The organism is Vibrio cincinnatiensis DSM 19608 (assembly GCF_900167345.1).
Classification (GTDB): domain Bacteria; phylum Pseudomonadota; class Gammaproteobacteria; order Enterobacterales; family Vibrionaceae; genus Vibrio; species Vibrio cincinnatiensis.
In genome coordinates, this window is sequence record NZ_FUXB01000024.1 from 1 (window position 1) to 17500 (window position 17500).

General features: G+C 42.2%; 18 protein-coding genes. 3 read left to right on the forward strand and 15 right to left on the reverse strand.

Going from position 1 to position 17500, the window contains the following annotated elements; all coding sequences use genetic code 11:
* Positions 1–612 precede the first annotated feature (612 nt).
* From B5D54_RS15880 to dusA, 6 genes are all read right to left on the reverse strand, one after another.
* Positions 613–1356, reverse strand: a complete 744-nt coding sequence (locus B5D54_RS15880; protein ID WP_078927529.1) for a phosphoadenylyl-sulfate reductase — start codon at positions 1354–1356, stop codon at positions 613–615.
* Entirely contained in the window at positions 1349–3082 is a 1734-nt protein-coding gene (gene cysI, locus B5D54_RS15885) for an assimilatory sulfite reductase (NADPH) hemoprotein subunit (RefSeq protein WP_078927530.1), read from the reverse strand. The genes B5D54_RS15880 and cysI overlap by 8 nt, the downstream gene beginning before the upstream one ends.
* The gene (locus B5D54_RS15890) at positions 3082–4923 is read right to left on the reverse strand and encodes an assimilatory sulfite reductase (NADPH) flavoprotein subunit (RefSeq protein WP_172459885.1); all 1842 of its coding nucleotides are present in this window, start codon (positions 4921–4923) and stop codon (positions 3082–3084) included. The genes cysI and B5D54_RS15890 overlap by 1 nt, the downstream gene beginning before the upstream one ends.
* Positions 4924–5009: 86 nt before the next feature.
* Positions 5010–5246, reverse strand: a complete 237-nt coding sequence (locus B5D54_RS15895; protein ID WP_078927532.1) for a hypothetical protein — start codon at positions 5244–5246, stop codon at positions 5010–5012.
* 82 nt (positions 5247–5328) lie between these two features.
* The gene (locus B5D54_RS15900) at positions 5329–5538 is read right to left on the reverse strand and encodes an envelope stress response protein PspG (protein WP_078927533.1); all 210 of its coding nucleotides are present in this window, start codon (positions 5536–5538) and stop codon (positions 5329–5331) included.
* Positions 5539–5705: 167 nt separating this feature from the next.
* Positions 5706–6689, reverse strand: coding sequence for a tRNA dihydrouridine(20/20a) synthase DusA (dusA, locus tag B5D54_RS15905; RefSeq protein ID WP_078927534.1), 984 nt, complete (start codon positions 6687–6689; stop codon positions 5706–5708).
* 573 nt (positions 6690–7262) lie between these two features.
* Here dusA and zur point away from each other — a divergent pair.
* Positions 7263–7712 (forward strand): zinc uptake transcriptional repressor Zur, encoded by a 450-nt coding sequence (gene zur, locus B5D54_RS15910; RefSeq protein ID WP_078927535.1) that lies wholly within the window; start codon positions 7263–7265, stop codon positions 7710–7712.
* A 25-nt stretch (positions 7713–7737) separates the two neighbouring features.
* Complete coding sequence (locus tag B5D54_RS15915) at positions 7738–8199, forward strand: chemotaxis protein CheX (RefSeq protein WP_078927536.1); 462 nt, start codon at positions 7738–7740, stop codon at positions 8197–8199.
* Between the two features lie 80 nt (positions 8200–8279).
* Here the strand turns inward: B5D54_RS15915 and pgi are convergent, their stop codons facing one another.
* From pgi to B5D54_RS15930, 3 genes are all read right to left on the reverse strand, one after another.
* The gene (gene pgi / locus B5D54_RS15920) at positions 8280–9932 is read right to left on the reverse strand and encodes a glucose-6-phosphate isomerase (protein ID WP_078927537.1); all 1653 of its coding nucleotides are present in this window, start codon (positions 9930–9932) and stop codon (positions 8280–8282) included.
* A gap of 304 nt (positions 9933–10236) precedes the next feature.
* Positions 10237–11322 carry an alanine racemase gene (gene alr, locus B5D54_RS15925; protein WP_199251527.1) on the reverse strand — a complete coding sequence of 362 codons (1086 nt, stop codon included), beginning with the start codon at positions 11320–11322 and terminating at the stop codon, positions 10237–10239.
* A 13-nt stretch (positions 11323–11335) separates the two neighbouring features.
* The gene (locus B5D54_RS15930) at positions 11336–12742 is read right to left on the reverse strand and encodes a replicative DNA helicase (RefSeq protein WP_078927538.1); all 1407 of its coding nucleotides are present in this window, start codon (positions 12740–12742) and stop codon (positions 11336–11338) included.
* 172 nt (positions 12743–12914) lie between these two features.
* Between B5D54_RS15930 and B5D54_RS15935 the strand changes: the two genes are divergently transcribed.
* Positions 12915–13679, forward strand: coding sequence for a DUF481 domain-containing protein (locus B5D54_RS15935; RefSeq protein WP_078927539.1), 765 nt, complete (start codon positions 12915–12917; stop codon positions 13677–13679).
* A gap of 79 nt (positions 13680–13758) precedes the next feature.
* Here B5D54_RS15935 and rplI read toward each other — a convergent pair whose 3' ends face one another.
* The 6 genes from rplI to tuf all read right to left on the reverse strand — a co-directional run.
* Entirely contained in the window at positions 13759–14208 is a 450-nt protein-coding gene (gene rplI / locus B5D54_RS15940; RefSeq protein ID WP_078927540.1) for a 50S ribosomal protein L9, read from the reverse strand.
* 33 nt (positions 14209–14241) lie between these two features.
* On the reverse strand, positions 14242–14469 hold the full coding sequence (gene rpsR / locus B5D54_RS15945) for a 30S ribosomal protein S18 (RefSeq protein ID WP_000090472.1): 228 nt from the start codon (positions 14467–14469) through the stop codon (positions 14242–14244).
* 257 nt (positions 14470–14726) lie between these two features.
* Positions 14727–15095, reverse strand: coding sequence for a 30S ribosomal protein S6 (gene rpsF, locus B5D54_RS15950; protein ID WP_078927541.1), 369 nt, complete (start codon positions 15093–15095; stop codon positions 14727–14729).
* Between the two features lie 204 nt (positions 15096–15299).
* Positions 15300–15776 (reverse strand): bacterioferritin, encoded by a 477-nt coding sequence (gene bfr, locus B5D54_RS15955; protein ID WP_078927542.1) that lies wholly within the window; start codon positions 15774–15776, stop codon positions 15300–15302.
* A gap of 73 nt (positions 15777–15849) precedes the next feature.
* Complete coding sequence (locus B5D54_RS15960) at positions 15850–16035, reverse strand: (2Fe-2S)-binding protein (protein ID WP_078927543.1); 186 nt, start codon at positions 16033–16035, stop codon at positions 15850–15852.
* Between the two features lie 281 nt (positions 16036–16316).
* Positions 16317–17500 (reverse strand): elongation factor Tu (gene tuf / locus B5D54_RS15965; protein WP_078927544.1); only part of this gene is annotated, 1184 nt, incomplete at its 5' end.

Genomic DNA, 17500 nt, shown 5'->3' on the forward strand with positions numbered 1-17500 from the left:
GGTCTTGCGACCGGCTCAATGAATACTGACTTCAACTTACCTTAGTAAATTAAAGCTATTATCGTTCCAACAGAACGATAATGAATTGACTGTGCCAAAATCAAGTAAACTTGATTCTGATTGGTCACTCAGTTCATCGATAAATCTTTTTGATTATCATCAACGAGTGCCCACACAGATTGATTGGTTTAAATTGTTAAAGAGCGTTCTTACCGTTTGGCTTACACCGTATCGGAAGAGGCGGCCATTCTAACGAAAAACTTTTGTGTGTCAAACACTTTATTGAAAGTTCTTTTTGGCCTAGTTGAACACTTTTAAGGCTTGCTTAGCCCTTGTTGTCTCAACGGATGCGGATTATAGATAACTGAATATTCCTGACAAGTTATTTTTGAGAAAAAGCGTCAAAATAACGTTTAACTGCTGGATTAACCATCAATGGTTTATTTATCCTATTTTATACAGATATTAATACCAACTTATCCACAGAGTTGTTCTTTTCTCTCATTGGAATAATATAAGTTTTGAAAAGGTCAAAAACTAAATACTAGTCTTTGACCTTTACTTATATAACCGAATTAAGAGCTCTACCTACTTGTTGTCCAACTTAACAAATTACTCATGAAGGCCACACTCTCGTTTAAGCCCAAAAAAGCGAGTTTCCTCTTCCTTCATTCCCGGTTCCCATTTTTGTGTAGTATGAGTATCTCCGACAGATAAATACCCTTTTTCCCAAAGTGGATGGTAAGGAAGAGCGTGCTCTTTTAAATAGTAGTGAATATCTTTGTTGCTCCAATCAATAATAGGCAAAAATTTAAAGGTATTATTTTGAATCGCTAAAATAGGTAATGTGGCTCGTGATTTCGATTGCTCGCGCCGTAAACCAGAGAACCAGGTTTTTGCGCCTAACTCATTAAATGCTCGATGCATTGGCTCTACTTTATTAAGTTGGTTATAACGCTCAATACCAGCAATACCTTGTTCCCACAATTTTCCTAATCGAGCTTCTTGCCAAGCACTGGAAAGATCTGAACGATACACTTTCAGATTTAATGACAACTGCTCCGTTAACGCATCAATAAATTGGTAAGTCTCAGGGAAAAGATATCCCGTATCTGTCAGTATTACAGGAAGATCTTCTTTTTGAGAAGTCACAAGATGCAGCATAACAGCCGCTTGAATACCAAAACTCGATGAGAGGACATGAGTTTCTGGCAACGTTTCTAAAGCCCAACGCACTCGTTCTTGTGCACTTAACTCCTCCAAGTAACCATTGACCTCGGCTAGTCGAAGTGTTTGCTCTACCTTCGTTAACTTTAAAAGTTCGGATAAAATAGGAAGTTCAACAGGTTTAGGCATAGAAATCCCTCTTAGCGATGATCACTTCTTCAATGATTCCAGAACGAATAGTGAAATCACCAAAACCTTCATTAGGCTGACGTTCTTCCGCCCAGCGACCAACTAACTGATCAATTTCTTCTAAAATTTGTTGATCGGTAATGTTTTCTTTATACATCTTAGGAATTCGAGTACCTGCTCGGTTTCCTCCTAAATGCAAGTTGTAACGCCCCGGAGCTTTACCCACCAGGCCAATTTCTGCCAACATAGCTCGCCCACAACCATTAGGACATCCTGTCACTCGGAGAATGATGCTTTCTTCTTTTGGAAGCATGTGCTTTGCTAAAATTAATTCGACTTGATCAACAAACGTTGGTAAAAATCGTTCGGCTTCTGCCATTGCCAAAGGGCAGGTGGGAAAGGCAACACACGCCATGGAGTTTTTTCGCTGTTCACTCACTGAATCTGCCATCAGTCCATGTGAACGAGCAAGCGCTTCTATCTGCTCTTTTTGTTCCGATGGTACTCCGGCAATTATCAAGTTTTGGTTCGCTGTCATTCGAAAATCACCTTGGTGTACTTTGGCAATTTCAGCCACCCCTGTTTTTAGGGGTTTATTGGGATAATCGAGTAGGCGACCATTTTCAATAAATAAAGTCAGGTGATGTTTTCCATCAATGCCTTCTATCCACCCGATACGATCTCCTCGTTCAGTAAATTGATAAGGGCGGCTTACGGCAAACTGTATACCAGCCCGCTTTTCAACTTCCGCTTTGAATACCTCAACACCGACTCTATCAAGGGTGTACTTTGTTTTTGCGTTTTTCCGATTAGAGCGATTTCCCCAATCACGCTGAGTAGTAACAACCGCAGCAGCCACATCGAGTGTTTTGTGCAAAGGAATAAAACCAAAGTCATCAGCTTGGCGAGGGTATGTGGAGGTATCGCCATGAGTCATAGCTAACCCACCACCCACTAAAACATTAAAGCCAACTAATTTTCCATTCTCAGCGATCGCAATAAAATTTAAGTCATTGGCATGCACATCCACATCATTATGAGGAGGAATAACAACCGTCGTTTTAAATTTACGAGGCAAGTAATGGCTCCCCAAAATGGGTTCTTCGTCAGTCGCTTCGACTTTCTCACCATCTAACCAGATCTCCGCATACGCTCGAGTTTTGGGTAGCAGATGCTCACTGATTTTTTTCGCCCACTCGTAGGCTTCCTGATGTAGTTCTGACTCAACAGGATTAGAAGTACATAACACATTACGATTAACGTCACCGGCGGTAGCTATCGAATCAATCCCAATACTGTTCAACATTTGGTGCATTGGCTTAATATTGGGCTTTAGTACACCATGAAATTGAAACGTTTGTCGGGTAGTCAAACGAATACTGCCGTACAAAGTATGCTCACTAGCAAACTTATCAATCGCTAACCATTGTTTAGGAGTGATTATACCGCCCGGCATACGCGCACGCAGCATGACATTATGCAACGGTTCTAATTTCTGCTTACTACGCTCATTACGAATATCTCGGTCATCTTGCTGATACATGCCATGAAAACGAATCAGCTGGAAGTTGTCCGCAGTAAAACCGCCAGTAATACGATCTTGCAGATCTTGCTCGATAGTCCCACGTAAGAATTGGCTTTCCCTTTTCAAGCGCTCGTTGTCAGAAAGAGGGCCAAGCACTTCGCCTAAAACCTGTTGAACATTATTTTCGATCTTTGTGCTCATTAGTAGACATCCCTTTGATAACGTTTTTCTTTGCGCAATTGATTAAAATATTCTTCCGCTTGTTCAGCAGACAAACCACCTTTTTGCTGTGCTACCTGAACAAAGGCATGATGTACATCTTTCGCCATATGAGTTGCATCACCACACACATAAAGATGTGCTCCTTGCTGTAACCACGCCCAAACCTGCTCTGCTTGCTCTAGAATTCGGTGTTGTACATACACCTTTTCATGTTGATCTCGGCTAAATGCCACCTCTAACCGAGACAAGACACCCGATTTAAGATATTTCTGCCATTCAGTTTGATAGAGAAAATCTTGAGTAAAGGTTCTATCACCAAAGAACAACCAGTTTTTCCCACTTGCACCACGATTATCACGTTCCTGTATAAAGCTACGAAATGGCGCGATACCTGTGCCAGGCCCAACCATGATAATAGGGGTATGGTCATCTTCAGGAAGCTTGAACTGTTTGTTATGTTCCACAAACACTTTAACGGTTCCACCTTCTTCTAGGCGCTGCGCAAGAAAACTCGAAGCCCCACCTTGACGAAGCTCTCCATTCTTTTCGTATTCCACAACAGCAACCGTCAGATGGACTTCTTCATCCACTTCCGCTTGGCTCGAAGCGATAGAATAAAGACGAGGCGTTAAACGACGTAATAACGAAATCAATTGTTCAGCAGATAATTTTGTTTTCTTTTCTTTTAACACATCAATAATTTGTGTATTCGCCGAGTATTCTCTGAGCTTGTCTTTCTCTTCCACCAGCTTGTGTAACTTCTTACTGCCTGAAAGTTCAGCAAACTGAGTAATAAATTGTGGATTCGAGTTCGTGATTTCATACTGCTCAATTAAAGCCTGAAGGATTGAAACTTTTTTTCCATCAACCTCAACTGTTTCACTTTCCTCTAAACCCACGGCAGCTAAAATGGCTTTTGCTAAAGATGGGGAGTTTTCATACCAAACCCCCAAAGCATCGCCGGGTTGATAAACGATCCCTGAGTCAGTTAAGTCGATTTCAATATGACGTACATCTTTACCGGAATCTCGCCCAGTTATTTTTTGACTAGTCAATAAACTGGCATGATATGGGTGCTGTTTTGTATAAGACGAAGAATGAGTCGCCGAATGTACGATTGGCTGTTGCACAATTTCCGCTTGTGAAGCTAAAGCTTGTTTTACACGCGCTAGTGCTTGGGTTCTCCACTCGCTAGCACAAGCATCATAATCCACATCGCAATCTATTCGATCAATAAAGCGCTGAGCACCCAATTTCTCGAGAAACGCATCAAAATCTTTTCCAGTTTGGCAGAAAAACTCATAACTTGAGTCGCCTAGGCCAATCACGCCATACTGTAAGTTAGGTAACTTAGGCGCTTTTTTAGATTGTAAAAACTCATGCAGATCTATGGCGTTATCTGGTGCTTCCCCTTCTCCATTCGTTGAAGCCACAAAAATAACATAGCTTTCTTTCGCTAAATCTTTACCTTTGTAATCACTCGCATCAAATAACTTAGCGGTAATTCCTGCCGCTTGTGCTTCTTGCTCTAATGCTTCAGCAACGCCTTTAGCATTTCCGGTTTGCGAAGCAAAAATAATCGTCAGTTGACCAGACGGAGCTATAGCTACCGCGCGAGAGACAGCTTGACTCACCGGATTCTCATGAGCTTGACTTAGCCCCCAAAAATAACCACTCACCCACGCTAACTGCTGTGGGGAAAGTTGAGTCGCACTTTGTTGTAAAAGAGTGAGTTGAGAGTCGTTAATCGGGCTAACTAATGAGGCCAACTCATGTGGTAAGGTATTTCCTGAAGACATTGTCACGACTTCCTTATTCATTGCGTGACGATAGATTAACCACTCTCTTTAATAACAAGAAAGAATAGAAGTGAATGTTTTATAACTTTTTGGAAGTAAGGGAATGGCTAATTCACTCGCCCTTCCACTCTCACTTGTTTAAACCCTACCGCCATCGCTGTTTTAGATGCAGTATCCAAATCAGCATAGTGGCACTCTTCTCCATTCGCATCCGTTAATAGAACAAAACCTCCTCTTTGGTGACGAAACTCTACAATCCATTCCCCTTCTTCAGAAGAGGGTTCTATAACCGCTTCGATAAGGAGGTGCTTTCGATAAAGATTTCTTAATTCCGTGATCGTCATTGCCGCTCTCATAACCGTTGCTTACTCCGTTATAATAAGAATGGTGTATTTCGAGCAAATTGCGAATTTAACGACCAATAATTTAACGTGGCTGTGCTTTAGAGTATCGATATAACCAGATACAAAAAACCAAGAGTAGAACCCATGGCATAAGCTTTAACAGCATTCCAAGGAGCCCTAAAAAAAGCATAATAGCAATCACAATCCAACTCGTAAGAAGAACGCCCAATAAGGTAAAGCCGCTCAATACAAACCCCATTAACAAAGCCAAAAATAGTAATATTTCCGTCATTCTTCATACCTCTTCATTCATTATTTCTCTCATGGCATGGTGCATGAACTATACCAAGAAAATTCATTTCTAGCGCATTGATTATATTGAAAAAAGAAAAAGCCAAGTAACGATAATTACTTGGCTTCTGATATAACATGGTCAATAAAACCAACTGTTAGTGATATTTACACATCTAAATCTTGATATGGAATTTTAGCTAATGCTTGCTCTACCACGTCGACCCCTGAACCGGGTTTATGCGCATTTTCGCTGATATAACGTCGCCATTGACGTGCACCTGGCATATTTTGGAAAAGTCCTAACATATGGCGGGTAATATGGCCTAGGTACACCCCTTGAGAAAGCTGCTGCTCAATATAAGGGTACATTTCTTGGACAACTTGAGAACGTCTTTTGACTGGTCGATCTAAACCAAAAATTTGCTGATCAACCTCAGCCAATAAATATGGGCTTTGGTAAGCTTCTCGGCCAATCATCACCCCATCGACATGCTGTAAATGTTCCAATGCTTCCGCCAAAGATTTTACCCCGCCATTAATCGCAATCGATAAATGAGGAAAATCTTTTTTCAATTGATAGGCCCGCGGGTAATCTAAAGGGGGAATCTCACGGTTTTCTTTCGGGCTTAAGCCACTTAACCACGCTTTTCGTGCATGAATAGTAAACTGCTCACACCCACCACGTTCAGAGACAAGGGTGATAAAATGAGTCAGAAACTCATATGAGTCTTGATCATCAATACCAATACGAGTTTTCACGGTAACCGGAATATCCACCACCGCTTTCATGGCAGCCACACAATCGGCGACAAGCTGTGGTTCTGCCATAAGGCAAGCCCCGAATTTCCCATTCTGAACTCGATCAGAAGGGCAACCCACATTGAGGTTTATTTCATCATAACCTCGCTGTTGCGCTAATTTTGCACAATGCGCAAGATCGGTAGGATTTGAACCACCTAACTGTAAAGCGAGAGGATGTTCCTCTTCGTTATAGGCTAAGAAATCACCTTTACCATGGATAATGGCCCCAGTGGTAACCATCTCGGTATACAGAAGTGTTTGAGATGAAAGAAGTCGATGAAAGTATCGACAATGCCTGTCAGTCCAATCGAGCATCGGAGCAACGGATAATGTGGAAGATCGCAGCATAAAAGCTAAAACCTCTAGAAAACAAAGTAAAGCCTGTATACGGCGTAAGGCTGGCGATTATACCTATCCCAGGAATGTGATTCAATGTACTCCTGTACATACCTCAGATTCATCAATAGTGGCTAAGAAGGTCGTATTCACGGTGATGACAACCAAATCATTTCCTTAAAAACGTGTGGAAAAGCTTCCGTAGCCATACTCCCCGAGACAAAACTAATGATTCATCATAGTGTTGCACCACACATAAAGCACAAATCAATGAAGATCGACATCCATTTATGACGGCATGAGTAGCCCGTTCTATAAGATACGCCTTTGTAATGACAAGGAGCTTTCACTAAGCTTCATTGCTTATCTCCCCCGCAATAATGTCGTGCTTTCTTGATAACTATCAAAAATGCACGACTTCCGACTCTCAAAGCAACTTTGAGAGTATCGTTTTTTTGTCAGATAAGGTAACTTATGCCTCACTGGTGAGAAATTCGTTAAGGCAACGTCAATCATGCGTGATTTGTTGATGTTCAAAACGATCTTTGGCTTGATATAGTATATGATTACTAGGCGCCAATAGTGATGGTGATGGATTTGGATAATAAGCTTAGCAAACAGATAGAAGAAATATGTGCGGCGAGAGGCGTCAGGTTAACATCTCAACGCAAACGTGTGTTCGATCTGATTTGTGCTAGTAAAAAAGCCTCCAGTGCCTATGACTTACTGGAAGATTTAAAAAAAAGTGAGCCTCAAGCAAAACCACCTACCGTCTATCGAGCGCTAGATTTTTTACTTGAGCAAGGGTTCATCCATCGAGTGGAATCAACCAATAGTTTTATCTCTTGTTGCTCTTGTAATGCTCATAAACACTTTTCTCAATTACTCATTTGTGACCAATGTGGTAATGTTATTGAGCTGCAAAATGATAGTTTGATCGATATGCTGGCAAATAATGCAGAGAAACACGGTTTTACTATCAGTAACCATGTCATTGAATCACATGGGGTCTGCCAATCGTGTGCTCAAAAGTAAAGAATGAAACCAATAGAAGAGAGTTATGCGCGCTGAATTTGTCAATCCGTTTTTAGCGTCTTTGCTGAACGTACTAAAAACAATGGCTTCCTTAGAATTGAAGCCTCAAAAACCTCGTCTTAAAAAAGATGAAATTGCTCGCGGCGATATCTCAGGTTTAATCGGCATGATTGGTCCACAAACTCGTGGTTCCATGTCGATCACCTTTGATGAAGCCCTCGCACTGGAAATTATGCAAAACATGTTGGGTGAACGTCCAAATGGCTTAAATGAAGAAGTCACGGATATGGTAGGAGAAATCACTAACATGGTTACTGGCGGAGCAAAACGGATTTTGGCAGAAAGTGGGTTTGATTTCGATATGGCAACCCCAGTTGTGGTATCCGGTCGGGGACATACTATTCGTCATAAATGTGAAGGTTCGATCATTATCATGCCTTTCTCGTCTCAATGGGGAAATGCATTTATTGAGATTTGCTTTGAATGATAGTTCTACTCTCTTTAGCTCTCGATTAAAAAAGGCTGATGCATTGACATCAGCCTTTTTACTACTTCACCCGACGTGGATTAGCCACGAAATGCCTTAAATGCATTGATCAAACCATTAGTAGAACTATCGTGAGAACAAACCTCTTGCTCGTTTTCCAACTCAGGAAGAATTTGGTTGGCCAGTTGTTTCCCCAACTCCACTCCCCATTGATCGAATGAGAAAATATTCCAGATCACACCCTGTACAAAAATCTTATGTTCGTACATTGCAATCAAGTTACCTAGCGTTCGAGGTGTGATTTGTTTAACCAAAATAGAGTTGGTGGGTCGGTTACCTTCAAAGACTTTAAATGGAACTAAAGATGCCATTTCAGCTTCTGATTTCCCAGCTTTGACCAATTCAGCTTTAACCGTATCTGCGGATTTACCAAAAGCCAACGCTTCCGTTTGAGCAAAGAAGTTGGACATCAATTTCTGATGATGGTCACTCACGGCATTATGGCTAATCGCTGGCGCAATAAAGTCACAAGGAATAAGCTTAGTTCCTTGGTGAATCAACTGGTAAAAGGCATGTTGTCCATTAGTACCAGGTTCACCCCAAATGATTGGCCCAGTTTGATAGGTAACGGCTTGACCGTTACGGTCAACATATTTACCGTTAGACTCCATATTCCCTTGCTGGAAATAGGCTGCAAAGCGATGCATGTATTGGTCATAAGGAAGAATCGCTTCAGATTCCGCGCCATGGAAGTTGTTATACCAAAGACCAATCAGAGCCAAAATCACAGGAATGTTGCTTTCAAACGGAGTTTCCACAAAATGTTTATCCATTTCATGGGCTCCTGTTAGAAGCTCAACGAAGTTTTCATAGCCAATCGATAAAATGATCGATAAACCGATCGCTGACCAAAGTGAATAACGGCCACCAACCCAATCCCAAAATTCAAACATATTTTCGGTATCAATACCGAATTCAGCCACAGCGGTGCCATTCGTCGACAATGCAGCAAAATGTTTGGCTACATGTGCCTCATCACCTGCAACATTCAAGAACCAATCACGCGCAGAATGCGCATTAGTCATGGTTTCTTGAGTGGTAAAGGTTTTCGATGCCACTAGGAAAAGTGTCGTTTCAGGGTCTACTTTTTTTAGCGTTTCCGCAATATGAGTCCCATCCACGTTAGAGACAAAGTGCATGGTCAGGTGGTTTTTGTAAGGCGCTAACGCTTCTGTCACCATATAGGGCCCCAAGTCAGAACCCCCAATACCAATGTTAACAACATCGGTGATGGCCTTGCCAGTAAAGCCTTTCCACTCACCACGGATCACACGTTCAGAAAATGCACGCATTTTTTCTAAGACTGCATTCACCGCTGGCATGACATCTTCGCCATCCACCATCACAGGGGTATTGCTACGATTACGCAATGCCGTATGTAATACTGCACGATCTTCTGTTTGGTTGATAGCAGCACCACTAAACATCGCTTCAATTGCCGCATCAACCTCAGTTTCTTTGGCTAAAGCAAAAAGATGTTTCATGGTTTCTTCATTGATTAAGTTTTTAGAATAATCAACCAAAATGTCATGACCAAATCGTGTGGAGTATTGACTAAAACGTTGGCTATTTTCTGCAAATAGTGTTTTTAAGTCCATATCTTGCGCTGATTCAAAATGCGCAGTCAGAGCTTTCCAAGCATGTGTGTGCGTTGGATTGATGTTTTTCAACATGGTATCTATCCCGATGTTACAGTAGGCTTTATTCCACAATACTTAACCTTCTGATTAAGTAGGGAATCCCCGTTAAAGCAAAAAATAATAACCTTAACTGCTCAAAGCAGAAAGTCGGTCCTTGAATAATAAGCCCAATTATGGCTGAGCTTTTGCCCATCGACATTGAGTTAAGTCAGATAAAGTCGCCAACAATACACTTAGCTCAAGCGATCAAAATAGTAGCATTGTGATACCTATCCGTCATGAACACTTCTCTTTCAACTACGATTGTCATTCTATCTGGCATCAAACAAAAACAGGCCTATTGGCCTGCTCCGAAATAACACATTTCGACCCGTGAAGTGAGTTTTGTCACTAACTCATAACCCAAGGTTCCAATATGGCTTGCCACCCGTTCAACAGAGAGCTCACCGCCCCATAATACCGCTTCATCACCAACATGATCGTGTGCATCGGGGCCCAAATCGACGGTTAACATATCCATCGAAACACGACCCGCAATAGGCACCACTCTTCCATTCACAATGACAGGCGTACCATTAGGTGCAGTGCGAGGATAGCCATCCCCATAGCCAATGGCTATCACCCCTATTTTTGTGTCACGTTCACTACGCCATAGACCGCCATAACCAACTCTTTCCCCCGCTTTCACATCTCGAACAGCAATCAGGTGAGACTTTAACGTCATTACGGGTTGATAGCCCATCTCTTGAGCATCTTTATCAAGAAAAGGAGAAACGCCATACATGATAATCCCTGGACGCACCCATTCTAATTGACTTTGAGGCCAAGCCAATAATCCAGCGGAAGCTGCTAACGAACGTTCACCTTGGCAGCCATGAGTCAGTGATAGAAAGCACTCAATTTGTTCCGATGTGGTCGATTTATCCAGTTCATCAGCACAGCCAAAATGGCTCATGTAACGTAAAGGCTTCGCCACATTTGGGCAGTGATGCAACCGCTCTACAAAATGACGGTATTGTTCAGGGCGAACGCCTAAACGATGCATACCACTATCCACTTTTAGCCACACAACCACTGGGGTATCAAGCTGGGCCTGCTCAAGGGCTTGTAACTGCTCTTCACAGTGCAGTACTGTTTGAATGTTATTGGTGACCAATACGGGTAGGTCACCTGAGGAATAAAAACCTTCTAGTAATAAAATCGGTTTTACGATACCACTTGCCCTAAGCTGGAGAGCTTCTTCTATTCGAGCGACCCCAAATGCATCGGCACTTTGTGCATGTTTAGCAACTTGATGCAGGCCATGCCCATAACCATTGGCTTTGACAACAGCCATTAATTTACTTTTTGGAGCTTGCTGTTTGATTTTCTGTAAGTTGTATTGCAAGGCATCTAAATCGATGCATGCTTTTGCTGCTTTCATATAATTCATGCGGTTATTCATCATCAAATGCAGGGCCTGCATAGTTATCAAAACGAGAATATTGCCCTTGGAAGGTCAAACGAACAGAACCAATTGGGCCATTACGCTGCTTACCAATAATAATTTCAGCAATACCTTTTAGTGGGCTATCCGGGTGATAAACCTCATCTCGATAGATAAACATGATCAAGTCAGCATCTTGTTCAATCGATCCCGATTCTCGCAAGTCAGAGTTAACAGGGCGTTTATCAGCACGCTGCTCCAAAGAACGGTTTAACTGAGACAAAGCCACAACAGGAACATTTAATTCTTTCGCTAATGCTTTTAGTGAGCGGGAGATTTCGGCAATTTCAAGGGTACGGTTATCACTTAATGCTGGCACACGCATAAGCTGTAAATAGTCGACCATGATAAGTGATAACCCCCCATGCTCACGCGCAATGCGTCGAGCTCGGGAACGGACTTCGGTAGGGGTCAGTGCCGAGCTGTCGTCAATGAACATATTTTTCTTCTCCATGAGCATTCCCATGGTTGACGAAATTCTCGCCCAGTCTTCATCATCTAATTGACCTGTCCGAATTTTAGTTTGATCAACGCGAGATAATGAAGCAAGCATCCGCATCATAATTTGTTCAGCGGGCATCTCAAGCGAGAAAATAAGAACGGGCTTTTCTTGTCCCATTGCTGCGTTTTCACACAGGTTCATTGCAAACGTGGTTTTACCCATAGAGGGACGAGCAGCCACAATGATTAAATCGGAACCTTGTAAACCCGCCGTTTTCTTATTGAGGTCCGTAAAGCCCGTGTTCACCCCAGTCACCCCATCTTGGGGTGTCTTATAGAGTAACTCAATTCGCTCTAAGGTTTTCTCCAAAATGGAATCAACGCTTTGCGGGCCTTCATTATCACTCGTTCGAGCCTCAGCAATAGCAAAAACTTTGCTCTCAGCGAGATCAAGCAAATCTTCTGAGCTACGACCTTGGGGATCATAGCCAGCATCGGCAATTTCATTGGCAACCCCAATCAAATTTCGCACTAACGCTCGCTCTGCCACAATTTCCGCATAAGCATTAATATTGGCGGCACTAGGCGTATTTTTCACAAGGTCAGCAAGATACGCAAAACCGCCGACATCATCCAGTTGTTCGCGTAGCTCCAAATGCTCTGATAACGTGATTAAGTCGAGGGGGTGTCCTGCTTCAAGTAAATGCTTCACCGCTTCAAAAATTAAACGGTGAGGTCGGCTGTAAAAATCTTGCGCAATGACTCGCTCTGATACGGTATCCCAACGCTCATTATCCATTAACAAGCCACCAATCACCGATTGTTCAGCTTCTAATGAATGCGGAGGAATCTTCATCGCATCGACTTGGGCATCCGTAATTTTACGGTTTCGGTTATCGGTTCGGAGATCCGCCATAAGTTCACTCGGTAATGCTTCAATAACCGTCCATTATAACGAGAATCACGCATTTGTAATTAACCTTAGGAAAGTTTGTCAGCAATGAAAGTAGAATTAACTTTGGCATGACCGAATTTTTATCACTGATGCTTATTATTCGAAAAATTTACTGACTAATGAGGGGCTCTGTGTGTCCAAAGTTTGGCTTCTAAGTATTAGCCTGTTGACAAGTTATAACGTTTACGCGCACGAGGAAACTCAGACAAATAAGGACATCAAAACCCTCTCACCTTGGCATAGCCAAGTAGAATTTGGCTACCAGTCTCACTCAGGGAATACCGATTCTCAATCACTCAACGCGCGAGTGAAAGGGGAATACATTAGTGGTCGTCACCGTACCAACGGGGAGTGGCGCTTTTATAAATTGGATAAAAACGGTAAAGAGAACAAAAGGCAATCTAGCTACACACTGCAAAGTGACTATAAGTTAGGTCCCAAGATGTATCTGTACGGAAGCTTTCGAGGCACAGACTCTCGCTATAGCGCCTATTTCAAAGATTATACCCTCTCTGGTGGGCTAGGTTATCAGTTAACCAATACCGATACCTTACTTGTTGAGCTAGAGGTAGGCCCGGGCTATCGTTATCAAGAACCCAATCTTGATGAAATTGGCAGCAATGATGTCGTTTTCCCCAACCTAGTTCGAGAACCCATTTTCCGCAGCAATCTCAAAACCGAATGGCAAATACTGCGTAATTTTAGGCTTTCAGCTGATGCAACTTTAGTCGGGGGGGACAGTAATACCCGCTTGGATACTGATATTAGTGTCATCAATAATATCACTGAAGATATTGCTCTAAAAATCAGCCAATCTCGCCAATACCACAACCAGGTACCAGAAGGGCTAAGTAAGTCAGATAGTATTTTGGCGGTCAGCTTAGTCTTTCTTTTCTAACCTCAATGTAGTCGTGACCGATGAGCTAAAAAAAACACCAGCCGAAGCTGGTGTTTTTCAACTAATAAGTAAACTGAGATTACTCAGCAATCACTTTTAGGTTCACAGTAGCAAACACTTCTGAATGAAGTTGTACGCTAATTTCGAACTCACCAGTGTTACGTAGAGCACCTTCAGGTAGGCGAACTTCGCTCTTCGCTACAGCAACACCAGCCGCAGTAATTGCGTCAGCGATGTCACGAGTACCGATAGAACCGAATAGTTTACCTTCATCACCAGCTTTAGAAGCGATAACAACAGCTTCTAGTGCATTTACTTGGTCAGCACGAGCTTGAGCAGCAGTCAGTTGCTCTACAACTTTTGCTTCAAGTTCAGCGCGACGAGTTTCAAACATCTCAACGTTAGCTTTAGTTGCCATTACTGCCTTACCTTGAGGGATAAGGAAGTTACGAGCGTAACCAGATTTAACGTTAACTGTATCGCCAAGGCCACCCAGGTTACCGATTTTATCAAGTAGAATAACTTGCATTGCTTAATCCTCTTTCTTAATAAACGGTGCCGATTACTGATGTTTGTCAGTATATGGCAATAGAGCTAGGTAGCGAGAGCGTTTGATTGCACGAGCTAGCTGACGCTGATATTTAGCACTTGTGCCAGTGATACGGCTAGGTACGATTTTACCAGCTTCAGTGATGTAATTCTTAAGAGTTGCTACATCTTTGTAATCAATCTCTTGTACGCCTTCTGCAGTAAAACGGCAGAATTTACGACGACGGAAGAAACGAGCCATGGGCTATCTCCTGATCTAAATTTGAATAATGTTGTCGGCCTTATGCATCGTTATCAAAAAATATATTTTGATTAGTCAGAAACTCTCTCTGCCCTAATGATGCGGCCTAATACTAAATGTTGAGTGAACGCAGCGACCGTTAACCATAAACAAGTGTTAATGGTGCTTAATTTACCTAGTAATCAATCACTAAGCCATTAAGCTGACACCAAAACCAGCTCCAAAGAACGGTTAAGCATCAAATCGGTCCATTGAAATTACTCAGCGTCTGCTTCAAATTTCACTTCTTCACGCTTAGAGCGTTCTTCTTTTGCTTTTAGCATGATAGAAGGTTCAGTGATAGCAGCTTTAGTACGCATGATCATGTTACGTAGAACAGCATCGTTAAAACGGAACGCTGTTTCTAGTTCATCAACCACTGCTTGGTCAGCTTCAACGTTCATTAGAACGTAGTGAGCTTTGTGCAGTTTGTTAATTGGGTAAGCCAGTTGACGACGACCCCAATCTTCTAGACGGTGAACTTTACCGCCAGCTTCAGTGATAGAACCAGTGTAACGCTCGATCATGCCAGCAACTTGCTCGCTTTGATCTGGGTGCACCATGAATACGATTTCGTAATGACGCATTTATTGCTCCTTACGGATTATTCAGCTTCCAGATTTGGCCCGGTCATCCAAAGGAAGCAAGGAACGAATGATAAGTGACCGAGAATTAAGGAGCGGGAATAGTACAGAATGACGCCAATTTTAGCAAGGGAAATATAGGAACGATCCATGAATAAACATCAAGGGGAGAAAGATGAAAACGCACCTCTCCCCCAACCATAGCAATTAATGTTCATCCACAAATTGAGCTTGTAGATAATTTTCTAGCCCAGTCATTTCAATCAGGCCTAACTGTGTTTCTAACCAATCGACGTGTTCTTCTTCATCTTCTAAAATTGCTTGAAATAAATCTCGAGAAACATAATCCCGAATATCTTCTGCATAAGCGATGGCATTACGAAGATCAGGAATTGCCGACATTTCTAATTTTAGATCACACTCCAACATTTCTTGAGTATCTTCACCGATCATTAACTTGCCAAGATCTTGTAAATTCGGCAACCCCTCTAGAAACAGAATCCTTTCAATTAAATGATCAGCGTGCTTCATCTCATCAATAGACTCGTGATATTCCTTATCCGCTAGATGTTTTAGCCCCCAATCTTTATACATACGGGCGTGTAGAAAATATTGATTAATCGCAATCAACTCATTGCTAAGAATTTTATTCAAATGTTGGATGATGATAGGATCACCTTTCATGACAAAGCCCTCCTCTTTGGCTCTATTAACTGTAGAACGAATTGAGAAGGTGTCAAAATTTATGAAAAGGCAACTAACTTGCTTGTAAGTAACTGGGTATCGTAGTACTTAAAATTTCTTTTGCCTGTTTAACACACTTACCACATTGAGATCCTAATGCGGTACAGCGCTTAATACCTCTGATATCAGAGATTCCTGACTCTAATGCCAATTTTTTAATCTTTTTATCTGAAATGCCGTGGCATAAACAAACGTACATAGCTAAACCTAATAACCACTAAACGAATAATAATATAAACAACAATCATTATTATTTCCATATTGAATCGTAACAATGAAAGATTAATTCGTTATAACGCACGTAAGAATCGCCTAACCAGATCATCGAGTTTCGTTATGTTTACTCAGGCTCATAAAATAACTGTTTGTTTTTTAAAACTTAACAGCAAAGATAAAATTAAAAATGATTTATAACCGAAAAAACAAAAGGGAAGCAAAAGCTTCCCTTTTCTATTTGGTTGTTATCTAAAATGATCGAAATTAAGCGATGATCTTAGCTACAACACCAGCACCAACGGTACGGCCACCTTCACGAATAGCGAAACGTAGACCTTCATCCATTGCGATTGGAGCAATGAGCTCTACAACCATTTGGATGTTGTCGCCTGGCATTACCATTTCTACGCCTGCTGGTAACTCGATGTTACCCGTTACGTCTGTTGTACGGAAGTAGAACTGTGGACGGTAACCTTTGAAGAATGGGGTATGACGACCACCTTCATCTTTAGACAGCACGTAAACTTCTGATTCAAATTTAGTGTGTGGAGTGATTGAACCTGGTTTCGCCAATACTTGACCACGTTCTACGTCATCACGCTTAGTACCACGTAGTAGTGCACCAACGTTCTCACCTGCACGACCTTCGTCAAGCAGCTTACGGAACATCTCTACACCTGTACAAGTCGTCGTCGTTGTATCTTTGATACCAACGATGGCAACTTCGTCACCTACACGTAGAATACCACGCTCGATACGACCCGTTACTACTGTACCACGACCTTGAATTGAGAATACGTCTTCGATTGGCATTAGGAATGCTTGGTCTACTGCACGCTCTGGCTCTGGAATGTATGAATCTAGCGCTTCTGCTAGTTCTACAATCTTCGCTTCCCACTGCTCTTCACCGTTCAATGCACCTAGTGCTGAACCTTGAATCACAGGTAAGTCATCACCTGGGAAGTCGTATTCAGAAAGAAGTTCACGAACTTCCATTTCTACTAGTTCTAGTAGCTCTTCATCATCAACCATGTCACATTTGTTCATGAATACGATGATGTAAGGGATACCAACCTGACGGCCTAGTAGGATGTGCTCACGAGTTTGTGGCATTGGGCCATCTGTCGCCGCTACCACTAGGATACCACCGTCCATTTGCGCAGCACCGGTGATCATGTTTTTAACATAGTCAGCGTGTCCTGGGCAGTCTACGTGTGCGTAGTGACGAGTTGGAGTTTGGTATTCTACGTGTGAAGTAGAAATAGTAATACCGCGCTCACGCTCTTCTGGAGCATTGTCGATTGACGCGAAGTCTTTAGCTTCACCGCCGTATACTTTTGCAAGTACAGTACAGATAGCTGCGGTTAGAGTGGTTTTACCGTGGTCAACGTGGCCGATAGTACCAACGTTTACGTGCGGTTTCGTACGTTCAAATTTTGCTTTAGACA